Raw genomic sequence first — 21,890 nt, 5'->3', positions numbered from 1 at the left:
TTGTCGGTCGTCGTACAACGTAGCACGAGGTATGGAAAAAAACGAACAGGTGTTGAGGGCTTGTCTCGAGGTTTGAAAGTCGGAACGACATCCCGAAAATGAACAGAAAATTTTTGATGGGGTGAAGCGGGGTTTGTTGGCAAAGTCTTCATATTGCTGGATGTGGTCAACGCAACTCGCCATTACAATGCAATACGCAGTAACACATCACTTATAGGGATATTGGCCAGTGGATGACAACAGAAGGCCCATCAAGACGCGCTCTGCGGGCTGGGCAAGACACCTCACCGACATGCTGGTGAAAAGAGACATTTCCCCCAATCAGATATCCGTCGCCAGCATCGCCTTCGCGCTTGTCGGCGTCGTGGCGCTCAATATTGACAGCGGTGTCGTTGGATCGATTTGCTGCGCGATCGGCATTCAGTTGCGCCTGCTGTGCAACCTCTTCGATGGGATGGTGGCGATAGAGGGCGGCAAGAAGTCGGATATCGGCAGCCTCTACAACGAATTCCCGGACCGGATCGCCGACAGCTTGCTGATCGTCGGGCTCGGGTATGCCATTGGCCAATCCGACCTCGGATGGTTTGCTGCCCTGGCGGCAGCACTGACCGCATATGTCAGGGTGTTCGGCGGCTCGATCGGCCTCAAGCAGACCTTCATCGGCCCTATGGCCAAGCAGCATCGAATGGCCGTGATGACCGCAGGACTGCTGCTGAATGCCGTCGAAGCCAGCGTTTATGGCACTCACTACATACTGTTGATCGCACTGGCTGGCATCGCCATCGGCTCCGTCGCCACCTGCGTCACGCGAACGCTGGCAATCGCCAGGCAGCTGAAAGGGGCCGACCATGTGGATCAGTAATGCGCTGATTTCTGTTCTTCGACTGTTGATTGGCGTCACGGCCAGATGGGAGAGCCCGCCGGATCTCACCCGTCAGCGAATCTATTTCGCCAATCACACCAGTCACATGGACACCTTGGCCATCATTGCGGCCCTGCCGCCCGAGGCCCGGTTGAATGTGAAGCCGATCGCCGCTGCCGATTACTGGGGAAAGAACCGGTTTCTGTCGTACATCTCGCAGAAAGGCCTGAATGCGGTGCTGATTGACCGTAAACCGGCGCCTGGTAAAAACGCGCTGGCGCCCATTTTCGATGTGGTGCAGGCGGGGCATTCGATCATCTTCTTTCCGGAAGGAACGCGCTCATCCGAGGCGCTGCCCGGGGAATTCAAATCAGGTCTGTACCGGCTGGCCGAGACCTTCCCCGATGTCGACTTGGTGCCGATTTACCTGGAAAACCTTCATCGCTCCATGCCCAAAGGCAAACACGTCCCTCTGCCGATCATTTGCACGATCCGTATCGGCAATCCGATGCAAAGGATTGCTGGCGAGGATAAACAGGTGTTCCTGGAACGTGCGCGTAACGCCATCGTGGAGCTGTCGAAATGACTCTTGACGCAAAGTTTTTGTGGTTCTTTTTCGGATTGGCCTGCTTGCTGGCAATTGCTTCGCTGGCCGGTCGATTGTTGGCCCTGCGGGCCAAAACGGAAGGCGCTGTCTCGACCGTCGAAAACCTCAATCAGCGTGTGAATGCCTGGTGGGGGATGGTCATCATCTTCTTTGTGTCCTACCTGCTGGGCGGTAATGCAACAGTCGTTCTGTTCGGTTTCATCTCACTGTTCGCGCTCAGGGAATTCATCACCCTGACACCGACCAGGCGAGGTGATCATAACGCTCTGTTTTCGGCGTTTTTCATCCTGATCCCGCTGCAATACATCCTGATCGGCACGCACTGGTATTCGATGTTTACGCTGCTGATTCCGGTGTATTCATTCCTCCTGCTACCGGCGATTGCGGTGCTGAGCCAGGACACTGACGGCTTCCTGGAAAGGACGGCGAAGATCCAGTGGGGCGTGATGATCTGCATTTATTGCATCAGCCATGCGCCCGCACTTTTGCTCCTGGACCTGGAAGGGTTCGCCGGCCAAAACGCGCTGTTGCTGTTCTACCTGGTGTTCGTCGTTCAGTTGAGTGACGTGTTGCAGTACGTGTTCGGCAAGCTCTTCGGCAAACACAAAGTTGCACCGCTGGTGAGTCCGTCAAAAACGGTCGAAGGTCTGGTCGGGGGCGGGCTGTCTGCAACGCTGATTGGCGGCTGCATGTTCTGGATGACTCCCTTCAGCTTCTGGCAGTCATTGCTGATGTCGTTCGTCATCGTGGTGATGGGCTTTCTCGGTGGTCTGGTCATGTCGGCGATCAAACGCAGTTTGAGCGCCAAGGACTGGGGCACCATGATCAAAGGCCACGGCGGCATGCTCGACCGCATGGACTCGATTTGCTTCGCGGCACCGATCTTCTTTCACCTGACGCGCTACTTCTTCTCCGCTGCCTGATTCAGGCGCCCTCAAAACCGAAAAAAACATACCGCATGTCGTAAAGACATGCGCGTATGGACATTCGCTTCATTAACCACTCTTGCCGGTCGATAACCTCTTGAGCGACCCAATCCGCGAGAGGAACCCCAGAGTGTCCATAAAATTACGTTTGATTCTGCTGATTGGCACCGGGCTGATTACCGCGTTGCTCATGAGCCTGGTCAGTTACCTGGGAAATACCCGGATGGCTGAGGCGGTGAATGACAACGAGGTCAGTATGGCCTTGCTGCGCAATCACCTCGAAGCCGACATGATGCACGACGCGTTACGCGCCGACGTGCTGTCGGCGATGCTGGTCGGGCTGGGTAAAAGCACCAGCAGCAAAGCCGAGGTGCGCAGTTCCACCGAGGAGCATGCGGCGCACTTTCGTGAAATGCTCGGTGAAAACCTCAAGCTGCCGGTCAACGACGTTCTTAAAGCGGGCCTGAATAAGATCAAGCCCAGCCTCGATACCTACATCAGCGCAGCCGAGCGCATCGTCGCGCAGGCGCTGGAAAATCCGGAGGCCGCGCAGCAACAACTGGGCAGTTTCAGTAGCGTGTTCAGCCAGCTGGAAGTTCAGATGGCCGCGCTCAGCGAACTGATCGAAACCAACACCCACCAGACCAGCGTCGGCACTCAGACAGTCATCAGTAACGCCAACTTCACCCTCGGCGGCGTCCTGATCGCCAGCCTGCTATTGCTGTTGGCCCAAGGGCGCTGGGTGATTTTGAGCATCATGGGACCGTTGCAGAACGCCAGCCGCATCGCCGACAGCATCGCCCATGGCAACCTGAGCGAACCGATTGTCGAGCCCACTCACAACGACGAAGCGAGCGCCCTGATCCGCAGCCTCGCGACCATGCAGCGCGACCTGCGCGGCATGATCGAAGCCGTGCGCAGCAACGCCCACGGCGTGAGCGGCATGAGTGAACAATTGAGCAGCGGCTGTCACGAAGTGGCCGGTAGCAGCCAGCAGCAAAGCGTTGCCGCCAGCACCATGGCAGCGGCTGCCAGCGAAATGACCGCGAGCATCGAGGAAATCACCCGGCATGCCGAACGTGCGTTGAACATGGCCAATCAGGCCGAGGCATTGGCCAAGGATGGCGGTCGTGTGATCCATCAGGTGGTCAACGACATGGACGGTATAGCGCGTTCGGCGCAGCAGTCGGCCCAGGTGATCCGCACGCTGGACAAGGAGTCCGAAGGGATTTTCAGCATCATCCAGGTGATCAAGGGCATCGCCGATCAAACCAACCTGCTGGCGCTCAATGCCGCGATCGAAGCCGCTCGTGCCGGTGAGCAGGGTCGTGGATTTGCCGTGGTGGCCGACGAAGTGCGCAGCCTGGCGGGACGCACCAGCGCCTCCACCCAGGAAATTGCCACGATGGTCTCACGCATCCAGCAAAGCACCCGCGAGGCGGTGACCAGCATGGAGGCGGGCGTGGCGCAGGTCGACAAAGGCATGGCGGTGACCGCCGACGTCGAGCGCGCCATCCGCGAAATCCTCGACGCCACGCTGAACACTACGCAACTGGTCAACGACATCACCCGCACCATTGGTGAGCAGAGCCTGGCCAGCAATGAAATCGCCCATCAGGTCGAAATGATTGCCGGCATGTCCGAAGGCAATAGCAAGGTCATCGGCCGGACCGCCTCGACCACCGATGAGTTGTCTACCCTGGCGGGCAAGCTCTCGCAGTCGGTGGATCGGTTTCGGCTTTGAGGACTTTTACTCAAGTTCTAGAAGTTGGTCGACACCGCGTACCCCGATGATCATTCGATCATCAGGGTGTACACGCCGAACTGCATCCATCAATGCCCACCCACCACCATATGACTGAACGGCGCCACATACGCCTGCAACGTCACCAAACCACCGACCAGAATCGCCAGGATGATCGAGTGGAAAAACACATAACGCAGGATTTCCCCTTCATGCCCGTACCAGCGGGTGGCGGTGGAGGCGACCACGATCGACTGGGCGTCGACCATCTTGCCCATGACCCCGCCGGAACTGTTGGCGGCAGCCATCAACACCGGGCTGATCCCCAGCTGCTCGGCAGTCACCCGTTGCAAACCGCCGAACAGCACGTTGGACGCCGTATCCGAGCCGGTCAGCGCCACGCCAAGCCAACCGAGCAGAGTGCCGAACATGGGGTAGAAGATGCCCGTTGCGGCGAAGGCCAGGCCCATGGTGGCGTCCAGTCCTGAATAGCGGGTGAGGAAACCCAGGGCGAGCATCGCGACAATGGTGATCAGCGAGTAGCGCACCACCCAGATCGTTCGCAGGTACTGGTGAATCAGTTGCGGGATGGAATAGCCCATCAGCAGCCCGCCGAGGATCGCCGACAGCAGGATGCCGCTACCGGTGCTGGTGAACCAGGTGAACTTGTAGACCGCTTCCTCGGTTTTAGGCGCGGGCACTACAGGCGGGACCTTCTCGATCTGCTGGTGAATCGTGGTGAACGTCACGACCGGAGCGAAGATCGGGTTGGCTTCACGCATCGGTTTGCCTTGAGGGTCGAGCTTGGCCGAGTGGGTGACCGGATCAATCGCCGGGCGGGTATCGAACATGTTTTTGAAACCCTGGGTGCCCCAGGCGAACACGAACACGGTGAGGATGATCCACGGCATCCACGCGCGCATCACCGCAGGCTTGGCATCGTTGGCAAAGGTCGCGCTGGCGACAGGTTTTTCGTCATGCTCTTCGGCAATTTTTGAGTTGTCGACGCGCCCGGACAGTGCGGCGGAGGTGTGCACGGTGGCCGGCTTCCAAACCTTGAGGAAACCGGTCAGGCAGGCCATGGAAATCAGCGCGGCGATCACGTCCACCAGCATCGGCCCGTGGTAGTTGGACACCAGGAACTGCGGCACGGCGAAACTGACCCCGGCCACCAGAATCGCCGGCCAGATTTCCAGCATCTTGCGCCAGCCGGCGAAGGCCCAGATCAACCAGAACGGCACGATCACCGAGAAAAACGGCAATTGCCGGCCGACCATCATCGACAGTTCCATTTCATCCAGGCCGGTCACCTTGGCCAGGGTGATGATCGGCGTGCCCAGCGCACCGAACGCCACGGGCGCGGTGTTGGCGATCAACGCCAGGCCAGAGGCGGCCAGTGGCGAGAAGCCCAACCCGATCAGAATCGCCCCGGTCACCGCTACCGGCGTACCGAAACCCGCGGCCCCTTCGAAGAAAGCACCGAAGCAGAAGGCAATCAGCAGCAACTGCAAACGTCGATCGTCGGTGATGCGCGCCAGGGAATCCTGCAGCACTTTGAACGAGCCGTTCTCGGTGGTCAGCCGATGCAGGAAGATAATGTTGAGCACAATCCAGCCAATCGGCAGCAAGCCGTTCGCTGCGCCGTACAGGGCGGCCGAGCCGGCCATGTCCGCTGGCATGTCGAAGGCGAAGATCGCGATCACCAGCGCAGACGCCAGGGCCATCAATGCGGCCAGATGCGCTTTCACATGGAAAAACGCCAGGGCTGCCAGCATCACCACGACCGGCACGGCTGCCATGAGGGTTGAAAGTATCGGGTTACCGAACGGATCGTAGATTTGCTGCCAGACCATGTTCCACCTCTGCTTTTTATTGTTGGGCGTGCAGACCCCGAGGGGGCGGTGGCTTCTAGTATAGGTGGCATTACGCCGCTGTCCTGGCAGGCCTTTGAGTGGGCCGCACTGAGCTAACATGGCCAATGAGTAAATGCGCTACTCGGACTTCAACAGGAGAAATGCAGCCATGACTGAACGCCATATGCACCACAAGGAAACGCTGTCGAACGGATGCAGGATCGAAGTCAAAGCCGAGATATTGAAGGACGGCTCACTGGGGATGTTCATCGGTGTTTACCGGCCCGACGGCACCGCCATTGTTGAGGATCACGATCCCAAACCGCATCTGCTGGACATGGAAGCTGCCTTTGACTGGGGGATCGAAAAGGCCAAGACCTTCGGCAACAGTCAAAAAACGTTGTAAGCGCGGTTTTGGACACTCTCGTGAAGAAGGTGACAACCACCATGAAGAAAGAGCCGGTCGGTGCAAATGAAGAAGAGAAGGGTGCTTCGGCCTCTCAGATGATCGACGCGAGAATCAAGGAGCTGGGCGATTGGCGAGGCGAGACGCTTGCCCGGGTCCGAACGCTCATCCGCCAGGCCGACCCTGACGTGGTCGAGGAATGGAAGTGGCGGGGGGTTCCAGTGTGGTCGCACGGCGCAATCCTCTGCACCGGTGAGACCTACAAGCAGGTCGTGAAGCTGACGTTTGCCAAGGGCGCCGCGCTGCAAGACCCTTCCGGCCTCTTCAACGCCAGCCTCGAAGGCAACACCCGACGTGCCATCGATTTGCATGAGGGCGACACGCTCGATGAGAACGCCTTGAAGGCGCTGATTCTCGCCGCCGTGGCGTTCAACACGAGCAGGCGTGCGAAACCCTGACACGGCCTCGCCGACAGCTTCGGTTTTCTGAAGTGTGAGGGCGCTTGTAGCGTTGTCATACGACTTTGCTGGGTGTCAACACGCTGACACCCAGCGCTAACTACCTGAAAAATAAAAATCTGACGGGCCACAACCAGCGGCACCTATACGAAATGCACGTTAACGGGCGCTGTTCGTCGAGACGAACGGCATTTTTTCGGATTGACAGCCCGATAGTGAACTCGATATAAAAGGCACGGTTGTACGACGACAGACGATTATCGACTGTTAAACACTAAAAATAAAAACGAGTGTCGGCCCCATCATGAATTCAACCCGTCTGCGCATCCCCCTGAATGCCGCTTCCTATGGTTCGACCTCGACTGCTTGCCTATCCCCACGGTCAGGTCCGTCGCATACGACTGTCCCGCCCAACGCCCGATAGCTCTTGCCAAATGTCCGACTCCAGCCGCTGAGCATGGAGTCCCCATTTTCGATCCCGCAATACCGTGGCGTGGCTCCATCGCGTTTTGACGATGCTTCACGACACCATAGATCTCGCTTGAAACCGAGAGATCATCACCCTAATCCAACAATAAAGTGATGCCATGAATCTGAACGAGCCCATCAATGCGCAACGAGTCGGCCAGGCCGTCGGCAAGTACCGCTGGACGATTTGCGCGCTGTTGTTTTTTGCCACCACCGTCAACTACCTGGACCGCCAGGTACTGAGCCTGTTGGCGCCGGATCTGTCGACGCAATTTGGCTGGAGTAACACCGATTACGCGAACATCGCCTCTGTCTTTCAATTCGTGTACGCGATTTCCATGCTGTTCGCCGGCCGCTTCGTTGACAAGATCGGCACCAAGAAGGCCTATGTGATTGCGATCTGCATCTGGTCGACCGGTGCGATCATGCACGCCTTTGCGGAGCCGATGGGCGAGGGTATTGCCGGCATCAGCAGCGCCTTGGGCCTTGCCGTCATCCCGGTTTCGATTGCAGGTTTCATGCTGTCGCGCGCCGTACTGGCGATTGGCGAAGCAGGTAACTTCCCGATTGCGATCAAGGCCACCGCCGAATATTTCCCGAAGAAGGAACGTTCCTTCGCCACCGGCATCTTCAACTCCGGCGCCAATGTGGGCGCGATCCTGGCGCCGATCAGCGTGCCGCTGATCGCCGGCCTTTGGGGCTGGGAAGCGGCGTTCATTGTGATCGGTGCGTTGGGCTTCGTCTGGGTGGTGGTATGGATTGCGCTGTACGAAAAACCGGAGCAGCAAAAACGCCTGTCGGTGCAGGAACTGGCTTACATCCGCAGCGACCAGGGCGCGCAAGCGCTCACCGGCACGGACTCGGGTGCCGCTGCCAAAAAAGTATCGTGGTTCAAGTTGCTCACCTACCGTCAGACATGGGCCTTTGCCTTTGGCAAATTCATGACCGACGGCGTGTGGTGGTTCTTCCTGTTCTGGCTTCCGACCTACCTGTCGGCGCAATACGGCATGAAGGGGCAGGCCATCGTATTGCCGCTGGCCGTGCTGTACAGCATGACCATGATCGGCAGCATCGGCGGCGGCTGGTTCCCGAGCTATTTCATGTCGCGCGGCGATGCGCCGTATGACGGTCGCATGAAAGCCATGCTGGTGATCGCTTTCTTCCCGCTGCTGGTGCTGCTGGCGCAGCCATTCGGTTACATCAGTTACTGGGTGCCGGTGCTGTTGATCGGCGTGGGCGCGTCGGCGCACCAGGCATGGTCGTGCAACATCTTCACCACGGTGTCCGACATGTTCCCGCAAAAATCCATCGCGTCGGTGGTCGGCATTGGCGGTTTGGCCGGCGGCTTGGGCGGCGTCGTGATGACCAAGACCGGCGGTTGGGTGATCGACCATTACAAACTGATCGGCGATATCCACACCGGCTACATGATCATGTTTGCCATCTGTGCGCTGGCCTATCTGGTGGCATGGAGCGTGATGAAGGCGTTGGTGCCACGCCATAAGGAAATCACCGACCTGTAAACGACGACGCGCATGGCCTGCTGACTTCCCGTCCGCAGGCCATTCGCGTGAGTGCCGTCTCCTGCCAAGGCTGCCACACCCCCACACATCCTCAAGACCCGCGATGCTGGTATCTGCTCATTCGTAAAGGGCTGCGGGTGTCATCATAGCGTCATCGACCCCATGGCAAGATCCTCGCAAACCGCCTAGCGCGCTCAGCTTGCAAGGAATCCTCCATGAAAGGAGACGCCTCTCTATTTGCAGCCATTGACCTTGGTTCCAATGCGTTTCGCATGATGATCGGCCAGTCAGTCAGACGGCGTCAGGGGTTCGTGATCCAGGAAGTGAAAACCCTGCGTGAACCTGTCCGTTTGGCGCAGGGGTTTCAAGGTGGTGCGCTGGACGAGCTGGCTCTGGATCGGGGATGGCAAGCGCTCGCGCGATTCGGTAAAAAACTACGCGGCTTCGAGGCCGGTCGAGTGCGGGCAGTGGCGACCAGTGCTGTGCGCGAAGCTGACAATGCGCAACTGTTTCTAGCCAGCGCGGAGCGGCACCTGGGGTTTCGGATTGACGTCATTTCTGGGCATGAAGAGGCCCGACTGGTGTACGCCGGGGTTGCCCATACGATACCCGGCACTGAAAACAGGCGACTGGTCGTGGATATCGGTGGCGGCTCCACTGAATTGATTCTGGGGCAGGGCGCTCAGCCCTTGATGACCGAGAGTATTGCCATAGGCAGCGGCACCTTCGGCGCGCGTTACTTTCAGGGTGGCTGCATCACGGCCCAGGCGCTCCTGGAAGCTGAGCGTGTCGCCACTCTACAATTTGAAAAAGTGGCACGTCGTTATCGTGCGTTGGGTTGGCAGCAGGTGATTGGCTCTTCAGGCACCGCACGGATGCTGGCCAAAGTCCTCAAGGCCAACGGCTTGAACGACGATGGCGAAAGCGGCATCACCTACAGCGGCCTGTTGCGTTTGTCGTTGCGCCTGCTTGAAGTAGGGCATGTCAAACAGCTGGGCCTGGCGGGCTTGCAAGCCCATCGCCAGAGCATCTTGCCTGGAGGCCTGGTGCTCATGCTGGCGGCATTCAAGGTGTTTGGTGTCTCGCAGATGACGCCTTCCGAACCGGGTCTGAGGTTCGGCGTTCTGCATGGTCTGATGAGTCAACACTGATCAGCCCGTAACCACCTTGCCGCGATGAAGACCAACAGCTGCCTTTTCGTCACGCTCAAGGAAATTCACGACCGCATTAAAATGGTCGTCACCGTGAAGACCAGGCAGTCATAGGTCTACCTGAACTAATGATGCTCCCCACAGGCAAAATTGTTCTAAAAAGCCCGCCTTGCGCTTTGGAGTTTGTACTAATCTTGAAGTTGTAGGTGAAGACGCAGACTGATGCGCAAGCGGATGGCGAGGAAACGTGGGGCGCGTTCCGAAGGGTACACGGTTAGAAAGATCTCCGCGCTGAGATCCAGCCCTTATGCCGTGTGAAGCAGGACAGCACAAAACTGTTCTGTGGGAAGCCTGATAAACCTTGTAAGCCGGAGACCAGCACCGGCCACCTACTCGATTGACGAAGCCCGCCTTGTGCGGGCTTTTTAATGTCCGCCGGAACGGTTTGTATCGGAACGTATCCCGCGCACCCGCAGCTACCTTCGCATACAAAACCAGGGCATTGGCGACACTTGCGCGATACACGGCAACCTCCCAATAGAGCCACCGCATCCGCGGCAGGCTCCGCGCGACATTCCCGCGCACAGATTGGAGAAATGCCATGTTCCGTTTCAACCACCGTATGGGCGCCAGCATGTTCGGCGTCGCCGTTGCCGCAGCACTCACCGCCTTCGCGGGCCTCGCTCAAGCCCAAGAGACGCCGCCGGCAAAAAGCTGGCAGGCGGGTCTTCACCGCACCGATCTGCTGCGCCAGGACCTCGACGTCGCCGGTCGTGAAGTGATCCAGGTACTCGTTGATTTTGATCCGGGCGTGGTGTCTCCCAAGCATTCGCATCCCGGGGTGGAAGTGGCCCACGTCGTTGAAGGCACGTTTGAATATCAACTCGAGGGTCAGCCTCCAATAACGCTCAAGGCTGGCGACTCCTTGTACATTCCCGCAGGCACGGCGCATGTCGCGAAGAACGTCGGCGCGGGCAAAGCGTCTGAGCTGGCGACGTACATCGTGAAGAAAGACACGCCTCTGGTCGTGCTGGAAAAGTAAACGAGCCGTCGGCTTACCGGCGGTCACGGCGCACAGCCAACGCGCGGCTTCCCAGCGCGGTGGCCAGTGCGACAACGATCAACACCAGCGCCACGACAAAGGTGATCCGCAAACCGTTGGCCACTGCTTCGGGTCGCGCCGTTGCCATGTCGGCAGCGGCCGATGCGAGCGCAAACACCGCACCCAGGACGGACGCTCCCGTGATGAGCCCCAGATTGCGCGACAGGTTGAGCATGCCGGAGATGACGCCGCGCTGGTCCGGCTGAACATCCGCCATGACCACCGTGTTGTTGGCGGTCTGGAACAGGGCATAGCCAATCGTGATCACGACCATCGGCAAGAGGTAGCCGCCGATGCCGAACGACTCCGGCAGTACAGATAACATGAGGCACCCGGTCGCCATGGCGATGAGCCCGGCGAGGGTCATGCGGTAGGCGCCAACGCGGTCGGCAATACGGCCTGCGGGCACACCCGTCAGTGCCGCGACAAACGGCCCGACCGACAAGACCAGGCCAACCAGAACGGCCTCGAGCCCCAGCCCATGCGCGAGATAGAAGGGGCCGACCACAAGCGTTGCCATCATCACGGTCGCGACGAGCAGGCTCATGGCGAGGCTGCCACTGAGTACCGCATCACGGAACATCGCCAAGCGAATCAACGGTGAAGTGACGCGAGCCTCGGTGAACACAAAGAGGCAGGCGCCGCCGCCCGCCGCCAACAGCAAGGCGATGTTGAGCGGGCCGAAACTGCCTCGCCCAAGGGTCATGGCCAGTGCATAGGCGGCGAGGGTCAATGCCAGCAGCAATGTGCCCAGCGGATCGAAACCGGCGCGATCGGTCTTGGGCTGCTGGCGATCGGCGGGCAAGTAGCGATGCGCGAGCACCAGCGTCAGCAAGCCCAGCGGTACGGTGATGAGGAAGATCGCCTGCCAGCCGAACCCGTCAATCAGCAGACCACCGAGCGACGGCCCCATCGCGGTGCCAATCGCCGACATCGTCCCGAGCAAGCCCATGGCGCTACCGGTTTTTGCCTTCGGCACCGTCTCGCCGACAAAGGCCATGGTCAGCGCCATCATGATTGCCGCACCGAACCCTTGCAGTGCCCGGGCGCCAATCAGCAACCACAGCGTGGGCGCCAAACCGCACAGGGCCGACGCGAGGGTGAACACGCCGATGCCGACTAAGAGCAGCCGCCGACGGCCTGTAATGTCACCGATCCGCCCGACGCTGACGATCAGGGTGGTAATCGCCAGAAGGTAGGCGAGGACAATCCACTGCACGTGCTGGAAGGAGGCGTTGAACACCTGGGCCAAGGTCGGCAAACCCACATTGGCGATGCTGCTGCCGAGCGAGGACAGCAGCATCGACAGTGAAAGACTGGCCAACGCCCACCGAACCGACAGTGTCTGTTGCGCACGCTCTGCGACTGCGCTGATTGATTTCATGTGGTTCCTCTTTTCTGGCCACTCCCGAAGCGGAGCTATCAGAAAGCTACGCCCCGGCCTAACATGGCGGAAGGCGCACCGTTTGCACTTCATACGTGCGTCCAACGCCATGTCACTCTGCCACGGGGCGCCGCATGTCCACTCCCGATTTCAACTTGCTGATCACCCTTGATGTGCTGCTTGCCGAAGGCAGCGTGGCGCGCGCCGCCAAACGCTTGCGGCTGAGCCCGTCGGCCATGAGCCGGGCACTGGCGCGATTGCGTGAGACTACCGGCGATCCGCTGTTGGTGAGGGCCGGACGGGGTCTGGTGCCGACCCCACGCGCGCTCGAATTGCGCGAGCGAGTCAGTCAGCTGGTGCAGGACGCAGAAGCAGTCCTTCGGCCTGCCGAACAACCCGACCTCAAACAGCTGAGCCGCACCTTTACGCTGCGCACCAGTGAAGGCTTTGTCGAGAATTTTGGCGCGGACCTGATTGCCCGCATCGCCGAGCAAGCCCCAGGCATGCGGCTGCGTTTCATGCACAAACCCGACAAGGACAGCGCGGCACTGCGGGACGGGACGGTCGATCTGGAAACAGGGGTGGTGGGGAAGGCCACCGGGCCGGAGTTGCGTACCCAGGGCTTGTTTCGGGATCGTTTTATTGGCGTGGTGCGAAGGGGGCATCCACTGAGCAAAGGTGAGATAACCCCCGCGCGTTATGCGGCGGGCAACCACATCAGCGTCTCTCGGCGGGGGCTCGACAAGGGGCCCATTGATGAAGCCCTTGAGCTCCTGGAACTGGAGCGGCACATAGCAACCATCGTTGCAGGCTTCTCCACCGCGCTGGCGCTCGCCCGGGCCACAGACCTGATCGCCAGCGTTCCCGAACGCCACACCGCCAGCCTGCGCGCGGGCCTGCACAGTTTTGCGCTGCCGTTGTCTTTGCCGGCGTTCACCGTCGCCATGCTCTGGCATCCGCGGCTGGATACCGATCCTGTGCATCGCTGGTTGCGCAGTTGCCTTCGGGATGTTTGTGCGGACTAAGAAAGTTGTCAATTTTTAGCATGTGTTCATTGTTGAAACACTCAGTGTTTCATTTATGTAACTACTTGCTGATAGCGCTGATATTAAGGGTGTGCGATTTTGCTATAAAAAGAGTTTGAACTTATTAATGCACATGCGGTAACGGCGATGGTAGACAAGTGTTGCGGGTGGTTTATCGTAAATGCGAATTGACTACTAATCCATGAAGTGGCGCAACGCTATCAATTGATGGCAATTAACTAGCAGTGAAAATGGTTGTAAAGCAGGAGTTACTTAGTTAGTGAAAGTGTTTGAATTATAAGGAAATATCAATTTGGTTTTGTCGCAGTTCAAATCGTGTCGCGGCACAGTTAAATAGGCCGCTGCGCTGAGCGCCGATGACAAAATGTTGGCAGTCGAGCATTTGAAAAATAACTTCATAATAATGCTGACGTTTTTCTGCTGCGGTGCTAGTGTTTCTAACTCATCTTAATCGCACTTGTCTGTCTGCAGAGGCCATGCGTCATGCCGACTCCAACTCCAAGGATTGCAATACTGGGTATTAGAGCGCCAAGCTTGAATAGTCCAGAACTTGAACACTTTGCCGATATAGCCAGCTTGTTGGCTGCCCCCGCCTTTGATGTCGTGCTGCTGGACCTGCCAGCCGCTTACGCCGGGCGGGTGCTTCGAAAGTTGCGTACGATTCCCCCTTATCGCTACAGCCTCATTTACTGTTGCCGTGATCAGAACGGCTGGTGTGAAGCCTTGGGTGATGGCGCGTGCCCTGTCGATTCCAGCGAAATAAGAGCCCTCTGGGGCGTATGGCACGAACGCTACAAATTGTTCGTCCAGGGTTCTGCCACTGAGCGTTTTGAAAGTCGAGTGCTTTCATGGTTGTGGCTGCGCGACAACGCGCACATTTATGCCCTGCGAGACCCCGAGGTGCCTCAGCACTATCGCTACCCCTTGCTGGACGCCCTGGCTGATAGCGAGCAGATCAACCCGTTTGTCTGGCTCAGCTTGATGGTGCAGCAGGACTGGCTGGAAGAAGGGGTCCTGGTCGATCGCGTTCGCCTGTGTTCGGAGTGTGGCTCGGGCCGGCTCAACTACATCGATGTGTGTGCCGAATGCCAGGCCCTGGACATTTCGCGGCAACCTTCATTGCACTGCTTTACCTGTGGGCACGTGGGGCCACAGGAAAACTTTCTCAAAGACGGGGTGTTGCTGTGCCCCAACTGCTTGAACCGGTTGCGGCATATCGGCAGCGATTACGACCGTCCAATGGAAAACTATCGTTGTCGCTCCTGTCAGGCGTTTTTTGTCGATGCCGACGTGCAGGCGCGCTGCCTGGATTGCGGGCTGTCGCACACGCCTGACAAGTTACGAGTACGCGAGGTCAGGGATTTTCGCCTGGCCGAGGCCGGGCGGTTCCGCTGCCGGCAGGAATTCAGCGATCAATCGGTCAGGCATTTTGGTCGACTCAATCTGTTAGGCGGCAAGGATTTCTATGACCTGCTGACCTGGCAGATCCAGGTCGTGCGCCGCTACCCGCTGCCGGCTTTCTCAGTGCTCGGCCTGCGCTTCGTCAACCTGGCCAGTACGTTGTCCCGCCTGGGTGAACATCACGGTCATGCCTTCATCGATAGCGTGGCCGAACGGTTGAAAGAAACCGTCCGGGACACGGACCGCTGCTCTCGCAGTACCGAAGAGTACTTCTGGATCATGCTTCCGCATACCGATGACACGGGCCTGGAAACCGTCAAACAACGCTTGAGCCGGGTCGCCGAGTTGTTTTCAGCACCGGAGGTCAGCGACATTTCCTTGCGTGTCGTCAGCATCACGGCGCCCCAGGATCTGCTCGAGCAGGAAGATGGCGAATTACTACTGGCCCGTCTGGCCAGTGAATTGGCGTGACCGCCATGAGCCCTTTCTTCGAGCAACTCTTCAGCGCATTCAGTGCGCTCATGGGGCCGGATGGCTTGAGCCGGGTGTTCTTCATGCTTTTCCCTTTGTTTCTGATCTTCGAATTACCCCTGATGATCATGGTGATGCTGGGGGTGTTGCGCTGGTTTGCACGTCGGCGTACCCGCGTACCGAAGATCAGTGTCTACCGGCCCAAGGTCTCTTGCATCATTACCTGTTACAGCGAAGGGATGGACGTTCAGACCACGCTGTTAAGCCTGTGCGAGCAGACGTACCCCGGCCACATCGAGATGATTCCGGTGGTGGACGGAGCCACGGTGAACCAGCCGACGCTCAGCGCCGTTCGCAAGTTCAACGTGGACCCGAAGTTGTACCCCAGACGCCATTTGCGCCCGATCGCCAAATGGCAGAGGGGCGGGCGGGTGTCGTCATTGAACGCCGGCCTGTCGCTTGCCAGCGGCGAAATCGTGATGGCACTCGATGGCGATACGTCCTTCGACAACAACATGGTCAGCTCCATCGTGCGCCATTTCGAGGACCCGTCGGTGCCGGCGGTCGCTGGCAGCCTGCGAGTGCGCAATGTCTGGGCTTCATGGGTGACCGCCATGCAGGCGCTGGAATATCTGTTGTCCATCCACATGTCGAAAATCGGTCTGGCCGAATGGAACCTGGTCAATAACGTCTCGGGGGCCTTCGGGGCATTCCGTCGCAGCTTCCTGGTGAAAATCGGTGGCTGGAACACGCACACCGCCGAGGACCTGGACCTGACGTTGCGCATCAAGAGTTACTTCAAGCGACACGACTTGAGGATCCCCTTCGAGCCGGAAGCGATTGGACACACCGATGCACCCGCGACACTTAGTCAGTTTCTGATGCAGCGCTTGCGCTGGGATGGCGACCTGTTTTTTCTGTACATCAGAAAGCATCACCACAACATCAACCCCAGATTGTTGGGCTGGCCGACCTTTCTGATGATCCTGCTCAGCGGCTTCTTTTTTCAGCTGGTGCTGCCGTTTCTCATCTTCAGCTACACCTTGCTGGCGCTATTTGTTCTGCCGGGCAAGACGCTGTTGTTCCTGTTCATACTGATTTATGCGTTGTACCTGGCGATCACCGCGATGTTATTCGGCGCCATGTTGTTGATGGTCTCCGATCGACCTGCAAAAGACGTGATCCTGGGGTTGTTGGTGCCTTTCTTCCCGCTGTTCATGCTAATCCTGCGGTGCTGGAGCGCAGTGGCCATGCTCAACGAGATCTTTCGCAGGGGGCACGAAGAAAGCTCTATGGCGCCGTGGTGGGTACTTAAACGAGCCACGAGGTTTTGATTATGCGATCGATACTTATGCTGCTGACGCTGTCGTTACCCCCGTGGATACTGGCCGCACAACCATTGGCGGCCCAGGCGGCGGTGACGCCGTCGAGCCAATGGTCCCAAGGCAGTTATGTCTGGGACAGCGAAGCATTGCTCGATCCCGATCAACGCAAGGCGGAACTCGAACAATTGCGTAAGGCCGGGATGGACAAGATCTACCTTGGCCTCAAGTCCTCCCAGTTGAAAGACCTTGCCACCACGCGCCAACGGCTGGCGCAATTGCTCCAGGACGCGGCCGGCAAGGGGGTGCAAGTCAGCCTGTTGCTCGGTGATCCGGCCTGGATGGAGCCGCAGGACCGCCATCAGCTCACCGATTTACTGGCCAAACTGAAAGGGCTTCCATTCACCAGCCTGCACCTGGACCTGGAACTCGAACAATTGGGCGTGCCAGTCCCTGATCAGCGCTTGAAGGATTTGCTCGACACCTTGCACGCAGCCTCCGCAGCCAGCCCATGGCCGGTAGAAATCTCCAGCCATCATCGTTGGTTTGAAGAGGCAAAACCCGGGAAAACCTGTCTGCCGTGCGCGCTTCCCGAGGCGGGCGTGCGTCAGGTCAGCCTTATGATCTACACCCGTAATCCGAAAAACAGTGCACGCAAGGCAGAGCAGATCGCCCAACGTTGGCCTGACCTGCAATTTCGCCTCGCGCAAAGCACAGAGCCGCAACTGGATGCCACTGAATCCTGGGCCGACGCGTCGACTGAGCAGTTGCAGCGTCAGACCAGCATCTGGCGTGAACAGCTGCAACCACGGGGGATTGCCGGTATTGACTGGCAAGCCTGGCGAGACTTTCCAAAACGGTGAGCCGTCATGAAGATTCGATTCGATAGTCGCAAAGAACTCAACCCTACCCAGGAACAAGGTTTGACTGTGCTCTACGCGCCGGGCAAACGCATGGCGTTTCGCGCGCGCTGGTATCTGATCCTGTTCCTGGTCGCGAGCCCCTTGATCTGGCTGGGCGCGAAGCTGACGTATGGGCTGGTGATGATCGACGCGCCGGCGCAATTGCGCCTGCCGATTCTTGAAGTGCGCGCACGGGATGCCGGTCGGGTCGATCAGCTGTTTGTCATGGCCGGGGAGCAGGTCCAGATCGATCAGCCGTTGGTCAGTCTCGACAATCCCGAATGGCGTGCGCGGCTCTCGCAGCTTGCCGCAATGCCGAAGAAATCGGTGCCCGCCACCAACGCCAAACTGGACACCCGCGAGCGTCAGTTGCTCAGGACCCGGGTGAGCAGGACGGAGGAGCGTGTGCAGGTACTCGAGGACCTGGTTTTATCAGGCGCGGTCTCTCGTGGAGAAGTGCTGGCCGCCCAGTCCGAACTCGACGCTTTCAAAGCCGACCTGTTGGCGTTCGAGCGCCGCGAACAACTGGCTCGTCAATCGCCGTTGAGCGTTGAGCGCGAGATCATTCAACAGACCGCCGAGCAGCAATGGTTGAAAACGCGCCTCGCCGCGTTGTCGGTCAAGGCTACGCAGAGCGGTCGAATTGCGGAGGTGTTGGTCACGCCTGGCGAAAACGTCGGGGCGGGTACCTTGTTGATGCGCCTTGAGCGGCTGGAAGAGCCTCTGCTGTGGATTTATCTGGAACCGCTGAACATCAGCTACGCCGCGATTGGCCAGCCGCTGCGCGTTCGCATGCCCGATGGCGAGTGGTTGGCCGCCCATGTGGTCCAGGCTGTCGACAGCGCCGGTCGTACGCCGACGGTATTGCGTGGGCCGTTCGCTGCCAGCGAGATGGGTCTGCAGGTTGCCGCCCGGTTCGACCGTCCTCTGTCGCCGCGCTGGAGAATCGATCAACTGCCGTTGAATGTTCGTTTTCCCACCGACTGGCAACGAATGCTCAGTGACAGCCGTGAGCTCATTGAACAGTTAAGCGACTTCATTGCAATGGATAAAACACCCACCACTGCACCGGGGAGTAAATAAATCATGACTGCTGAACGAATTCTCGTGACGGGCGGTGCCGGTTTCATCGGTTCGCACCTGGTCGAAGCACTGCTTGAAAGCGGTTATAGCGTTCGGGTTCTGGACAATCTTTCCAGTGGAAAATTGTCGAACTTGCCGGTTGATCGCTGCCATTTGACCTTGGTTGTGGGCGATGTCGCCGACGCACCGACGGTGGAGCGGGCGATGAAAGACTGCAGCGCGGTGGTGCATCTGGCGGCTGTGGCCTCGGTGCAGGCGTCGGTCGATGATCCGGTGGCGACTCACCAGAGTAATTTCGTCGGCACCCTGAATATCTGCGAAGCCATGCGCCAGGCGGGCGTACGACGAGTGGTTTACGCCTCCAGTGCGGCGATCTATGGCAACAATGGCGAGGGCATGGCGATCACTGAGGACACGCCCAAGAATCCGCTGACGCCGTATGCCGCCGACAAACTGGCCGGCGAACATTTTCTTGATTTCTATCGCCGCCAACATGGGCTCGAACCGGTCATCCTGCGGTTTTTCAATATTTACGGACCCCGTCAGGACCCTTCATCGCCTTACTCCGGTGTCATCAGCATTTTCAGCGAGAGGGCGCAAAAAAAGCTCCCCATCACGGTTTACGGTGATGGAGAGCAAACAAGGGATTTTGTGTACGTCAATGACCTGGTGAAAGTGCTGGTACAGGCGGTCAGTCAGTCAGAACCGATTAACGAGCCGGTCAACGTCGGTTTTAACCGATCCACCAGCGTTAACGAACTGGCGGCGACCTTGAGCGAGCTTTTGGGGCGGTCCCTGACGTTGAACTACGACACGCCGCGTTCCGGTGATATCAAGCATTCGCGGGCCGACAACAGTCGCCTGCTTGAGCGTTTTTCCTTGCGCTCGCCGACCTGTTTTTCCGAGGGCCTGGGGCAGTTGCTCAGAAGTATCGATTCCGGGGGGCGGTAGCGGCGATCTCAGTCGCCAGCAGGTGCTCCTCCAGCACATCGCTCAAGAATCGGAACTGATCATTGAGCCCGATCACTTCATTGTTGAAGTGATTGGCGGCGGACGGCATCAACAACGCCTCAAAGTTTTCGTCGAACACCAGTTCGAGCGTTTTGCGCGAAACGAATGACTGGGAATAGTAGTTGTTGCCGAACGCCGCAAAACTCACGGCCAGGGTCACGGAATGAATCATGACGTGCGCTCCTCGGACAGGACGTACCAGGAAAAAACGCTCAGGGTGACGGCCGTCAGGGCCAGGCAGGTCAAGAGATGAATAATCATGATTCGCCCCTCCGATTCGGGGTTTTGCGTTGGGTTAGGGGCGATCCTACGCTGACGATTTTCGAGCGAAAGGCATTCGTGGCGATGGTGGATATCGACATAAGTGATGGTGGGATTATCGCTGTCTGTTCCGGCCTGCTCGCGAAGGCGGTCTGAAGAACACCCCCAACCCCAAACGAACAAACACCGACACCTATACTCAAATTAATAGACCTTTGAACACCGGACATCCCGTTCGGGCAAGTCTGTAGGAACCGCGATCTTGAACGTGCGTTCGCTGATCGTCGCCGTGTTGGTGGTGTTGGCGGGATGCGTCACGACTGCGCCTGCCCCGGTGCCAGTGGTGCCGGTGATTGTTTCCCCCAGCACCTGGCAGATCGTCGATCAAGAGATTGTCGCAGCGTCACAATCGGCCACCGAACAGGCCAAAATCTACTCGCGCGGTGCCATGGAATACTGGCGAACGCGGGTCTATCAACTGACCGAAGAAAACTTCATACCCTGGTTCAGCAGTTACTGGACCCAGGAATGGCTGTCGATGAAGGTCAGCTGGTACACCCTCAACGCCAAGGGTGAGCAAGATGCCTCGGCCAAGCGCCTGGCGGCCTATCTGCTGGAGCAATACCAGCGGCGCGTGCTGGCGCCGGTCGCGGTGGAAATCGATCCTGACGCGATTCTCGGCCTGGCAACCGCGTTTTACGTCGACATTCTTCAGGAAGAGCTGCAGAAAATCTCCAAGCGCCACGGCGTGCCGATGGCTCAGCTCAACGGGCGGATCCAGAAAATTCCCGCCATCGCCCTGGGACCGCCCCCCGCCAGGGACGCCTCGCTTTATCAGGTCGTGCACACCCAGCCCCTGAATACGTTGCCGGCCTATGCGGCGCTGATCGAGAAAATCCACAAGGCCGGTGGCGACAGGGGCGTTGATTCGACAGACACCGCCATGGCACCGGTGGCCAAGCGCGCCAGTAAACGGATAGAAGCCGAAATGATCCCGCGAGGTGCCGCCAGTGCCGTGGCTGCCGCTGCGGGAAAATTGGCCGGGGGCTTGATTTCCGTAGGGGTGGCGGGGATTCGCGCGCTTATCCAGGCCAATGATCGGCCCGACAGCGAGGCGCTGATTCGCAGCAGTCTGGGTAACACGTTCGATAAGGCCTGGCTCAAGCTGGTGCAAAACCCGACCAGCGGCGTGATGGCCGGTACGTTGTACATGGCGGCGCAGATCGAGGGCAATCTGGCGGGGAGCGCCGAAGTACCGTCGGTCAGCTCGGGCAGCGGGTCTGTCGATTGGGCGCCGCCGGAACCGACTAACCAGCAGATCGCCCCATAACCCAAGGAGAACGACCATGTCCTACGTTGATGGCTTCATCGCAGCCGTACCCACCGCCAACCGCGAAAAATTCAAGAAGCACGCCGAAACCGCCGCGGTCATTTTCAAGGAAAGCGGCGCCCTCAGCGTCGCCGAATGCTGGGGCGACGACGTCCCTGACGGCAAAGTGACCTCGTTTCCGATGGCAGTAAAACTCAAGGAAGACGAAACCGTGGTGTTTTCCTGGATCGTCTGGCCTGACAAGACCACCCGCGATGCAGGCATGGAAAAACTCATGAACGATCCGCGCATGCAGCCGGACGTCAACCCGATGCCATTCGATGGCCAGAGGCTGATCTTTGGCGGGTTCGAAATGATCGTCAAAGCCTGAAACCAACGACAGGATCACTCCGGCGTCGGGGTGATCCTGCAACTCTTGCGATTACGAATCTCGCTGTCCGTCGGCCGCTCTTTGATGAATTCGAAGCGCGGCTCACCTTCGTTGTAATGAACCAGCCAGCCCCATTCCAGCTCGGACTCATCCTGACCGGGTTTCGGTGGCACGGCCCACCACGGTTCCTTGCTGATGATCTCGCGCAT

21 protein-coding genes and 1 pseudogene are annotated in these 21,890 nt (G+C 58.7%); 18 read left to right on the top strand and 4 right to left on the bottom strand.

Annotated features, from left to right (window positions below; all coding sequences use genetic code 11):
• The first annotated feature begins 229 nt into the window (after positions 1-229).
• The 5 genes and pseudogenes from PFAS1_RS28570 (at position 230) to PFAS1_RS30480 (ending at position 4,139) form a co-directional block, all read left to right on the top strand.
• On the top strand, positions 230-862 hold the full coding sequence (locus PFAS1_RS28570) for a CDP-alcohol phosphatidyltransferase family protein (RefSeq protein WP_076031458.1): 633 nt from the start codon (positions 230-232) through the stop codon (positions 860-862).
• Positions 849-1,448 (top strand): lysophospholipid acyltransferase family protein, encoded by a 600-nt coding sequence (locus PFAS1_RS28565; RefSeq protein WP_076031457.1) that lies wholly within the window; start codon positions 849-851, stop codon positions 1,446-1,448. The genes PFAS1_RS28570 and PFAS1_RS28565 overlap by 14 nt, the downstream gene beginning before the upstream one ends.
• On the top strand, positions 1,445-2,392 hold the full coding sequence (locus PFAS1_RS28560; RefSeq protein WP_076031456.1) for a phosphatidate cytidylyltransferase: 948 nt from the start codon (positions 1,445-1,447) through the stop codon (positions 2,390-2,392). The genes PFAS1_RS28565 and PFAS1_RS28560 overlap by 4 nt, the downstream gene beginning before the upstream one ends.
• Before the next feature lie 133 nt (positions 2,393-2,525).
• Positions 2,526-3,281, top strand: a pseudogene (locus tag PFAS1_RS30485) (MCP four helix bundle domain-containing protein); the annotation flags it as partial.
• On the top strand, positions 3,276-4,139 hold the full coding sequence (locus tag PFAS1_RS30480) for a methyl-accepting chemotaxis protein (RefSeq protein WP_371922120.1): 864 nt from the start codon (positions 3,276-3,278) through the stop codon (positions 4,137-4,139). The pseudogene PFAS1_RS30485 and the gene PFAS1_RS30480, both read left to right, overlap by 6 nt.
• Positions 4,140-4,228: 89 nt before the next feature.
• Here the strand turns inward: PFAS1_RS30480 and PFAS1_RS28550 are convergent, their stop codons facing one another.
• Positions 4,229-5,992, bottom strand: coding sequence for an L-lactate permease (locus tag PFAS1_RS28550; RefSeq protein ID WP_076031454.1), 1,764 nt, complete (start codon positions 5,990-5,992; stop codon positions 4,229-4,231).
• Positions 5,993-6,161: 169 nt separating this feature from the next.
• Between PFAS1_RS28550 and PFAS1_RS28545 the strand changes: the two genes are divergently transcribed.
• The 5 genes from PFAS1_RS28545 to PFAS1_RS28525 all read left to right on the top strand — a co-directional run bounded on the left by PFAS1_RS28545 (position 6,162) and on the right by PFAS1_RS28525 (position 11,040).
• Positions 6,162-6,398, top strand: a complete 237-nt coding sequence (locus PFAS1_RS28545; protein ID WP_076031453.1) for a hypothetical protein — start codon at positions 6,162-6,164, stop codon at positions 6,396-6,398.
• Positions 6,399-6,439: 41 nt separating this feature from the next.
• The gene (locus tag PFAS1_RS28540) at positions 6,440-6,856 is read left to right on the top strand and encodes a DUF1801 domain-containing protein (RefSeq protein ID WP_083671771.1); all 417 of its coding nucleotides are present in this window, start codon (positions 6,440-6,442) and stop codon (positions 6,854-6,856) included.
• A gap of 587 nt (positions 6,857-7,443) precedes the next feature.
• A complete protein-coding gene (locus tag PFAS1_RS28535; protein ID WP_076031451.1) occupies positions 7,444-8,847 on the top strand; it encodes an MFS transporter in 1,404 nt (467 codons plus the stop codon).
• Positions 8,848-9,062: 215 nt separating this feature from the next.
• Entirely contained in the window at positions 9,063-9,998 is a 936-nt protein-coding gene (locus tag PFAS1_RS28530) for a Ppx/GppA family phosphatase (RefSeq protein WP_076031450.1), read from the top strand.
• Positions 9,999-10,599: 601 nt separating this feature from the next.
• Positions 10,600-11,040 (top strand): cupin domain-containing protein, encoded by a 441-nt coding sequence (locus PFAS1_RS28525; protein ID WP_076031449.1) that lies wholly within the window; start codon positions 10,600-10,602, stop codon positions 11,038-11,040.
• Positions 11,041-11,053: 13 nt separating this feature from the next.
• On the opposite strand, the gene PFAS1_RS28520 is transcribed toward PFAS1_RS28525, so the two are convergent.
• Complete coding sequence (locus tag PFAS1_RS28520) at positions 11,054-12,484, bottom strand: MFS transporter (RefSeq protein WP_076031448.1); 1,431 nt, start codon at positions 12,482-12,484, stop codon at positions 11,054-11,056.
• A 134-nt stretch (positions 12,485-12,618) separates the two neighbouring features.
• On the opposite strand from PFAS1_RS28520, the gene PFAS1_RS28515 reads away from it, so the two are divergent.
• The 6 genes from PFAS1_RS28515 (at position 12,619) to PFAS1_RS28490 (ending at position 19,660) form a co-directional block, all read left to right on the top strand.
• Positions 12,619-13,509 carry a LysR family transcriptional regulator gene (locus PFAS1_RS28515; protein WP_076031447.1) on the top strand — a complete coding sequence of 297 codons (891 nt, stop codon included), beginning with the start codon at positions 12,619-12,621 and terminating at the stop codon, positions 13,507-13,509.
• Positions 13,510-14,064: 555 nt separating this feature from the next.
• Positions 14,065-15,402, top strand: coding sequence for a TackOD1 domain-containing metal-binding protein (locus PFAS1_RS28510; protein ID WP_472515473.1), 1,338 nt, complete (start codon positions 14,065-14,067; stop codon positions 15,400-15,402).
• A gap of 5 nt (positions 15,403-15,407) precedes the next feature.
• Positions 15,408-16,736 (top strand): glycosyltransferase family 2 protein, encoded by a 1,329-nt coding sequence (locus tag PFAS1_RS28505; RefSeq protein WP_076031627.1) that lies wholly within the window; start codon positions 15,408-15,410, stop codon positions 16,734-16,736.
• A 2-nt stretch (positions 16,737-16,738) separates the two neighbouring features.
• Positions 16,739-17,587, top strand: coding sequence for a hypothetical protein (locus tag PFAS1_RS28500; protein WP_076031445.1), 849 nt, complete (start codon positions 16,739-16,741; stop codon positions 17,585-17,587).
• 6 nt (positions 17,588-17,593) lie between these two features.
• A complete protein-coding gene (locus PFAS1_RS28495; RefSeq protein WP_076031444.1) occupies positions 17,594-18,709 on the top strand; it encodes an HlyD family secretion protein in 1,116 nt (371 codons plus the stop codon).
• Between the two features lie 3 nt (positions 18,710-18,712).
• Positions 18,713-19,660: an NAD-dependent epimerase/dehydratase family protein gene (locus tag PFAS1_RS28490; protein ID WP_074875824.1), complete on the top strand. Its 948-nt coding sequence runs from the start codon at positions 18,713-18,715 to the stop codon at positions 19,658-19,660.
• On the opposite strand, the gene PFAS1_RS28485 is transcribed toward PFAS1_RS28490, so the two are convergent.
• A complete protein-coding gene (locus tag PFAS1_RS28485; protein WP_074875826.1) occupies positions 19,632-19,892 on the bottom strand; it encodes a hypothetical protein in 261 nt (86 codons plus the stop codon). The genes PFAS1_RS28490 and PFAS1_RS28485 overlap by 29 nt on opposite strands.
• 351 nt (positions 19,893-20,243) lie before the next feature.
• Here PFAS1_RS28485 and PFAS1_RS28480 point away from each other — a divergent pair, with 351 nt between their 5' ends.
• Positions 20,244-21,311 carry a hypothetical protein gene (locus tag PFAS1_RS28480; RefSeq protein ID WP_076031443.1) on the top strand — a complete coding sequence of 356 codons (1,068 nt, stop codon included), beginning with the start codon at positions 20,244-20,246 and terminating at the stop codon, positions 21,309-21,311.
• Positions 21,312-21,327: 16 nt separating this feature from the next.
• The gene (locus PFAS1_RS28475; protein WP_076031442.1) at positions 21,328-21,681 is read left to right on the top strand and encodes a DUF1428 domain-containing protein; all 354 of its coding nucleotides are present in this window, start codon (positions 21,328-21,330) and stop codon (positions 21,679-21,681) included.
• 14 nt (positions 21,682-21,695) lie between these two features.
• Here the strand turns inward: PFAS1_RS28475 and PFAS1_RS28470 are convergent, their stop codons facing one another.
• On the bottom strand, positions 21,696-21,890 hold the full coding sequence (locus tag PFAS1_RS28470) for a hypothetical protein (protein WP_033056474.1): 195 nt from the start codon (positions 21,888-21,890) through the stop codon (positions 21,696-21,698).

Origin of the sequence: Pseudomonas frederiksbergensis, assembly GCF_001952935.1 — a bacterium.
Taxonomy (GTDB): Bacteria; Pseudomonadota; Gammaproteobacteria; order Pseudomonadales; family Pseudomonadaceae; genus Aquipseudomonas; species Aquipseudomonas frederiksbergensis.
The sequence above is the reverse complement of the archived record's forward strand: the minus strand, read 5'-3'. Positions and strand labels throughout refer to the sequence as shown.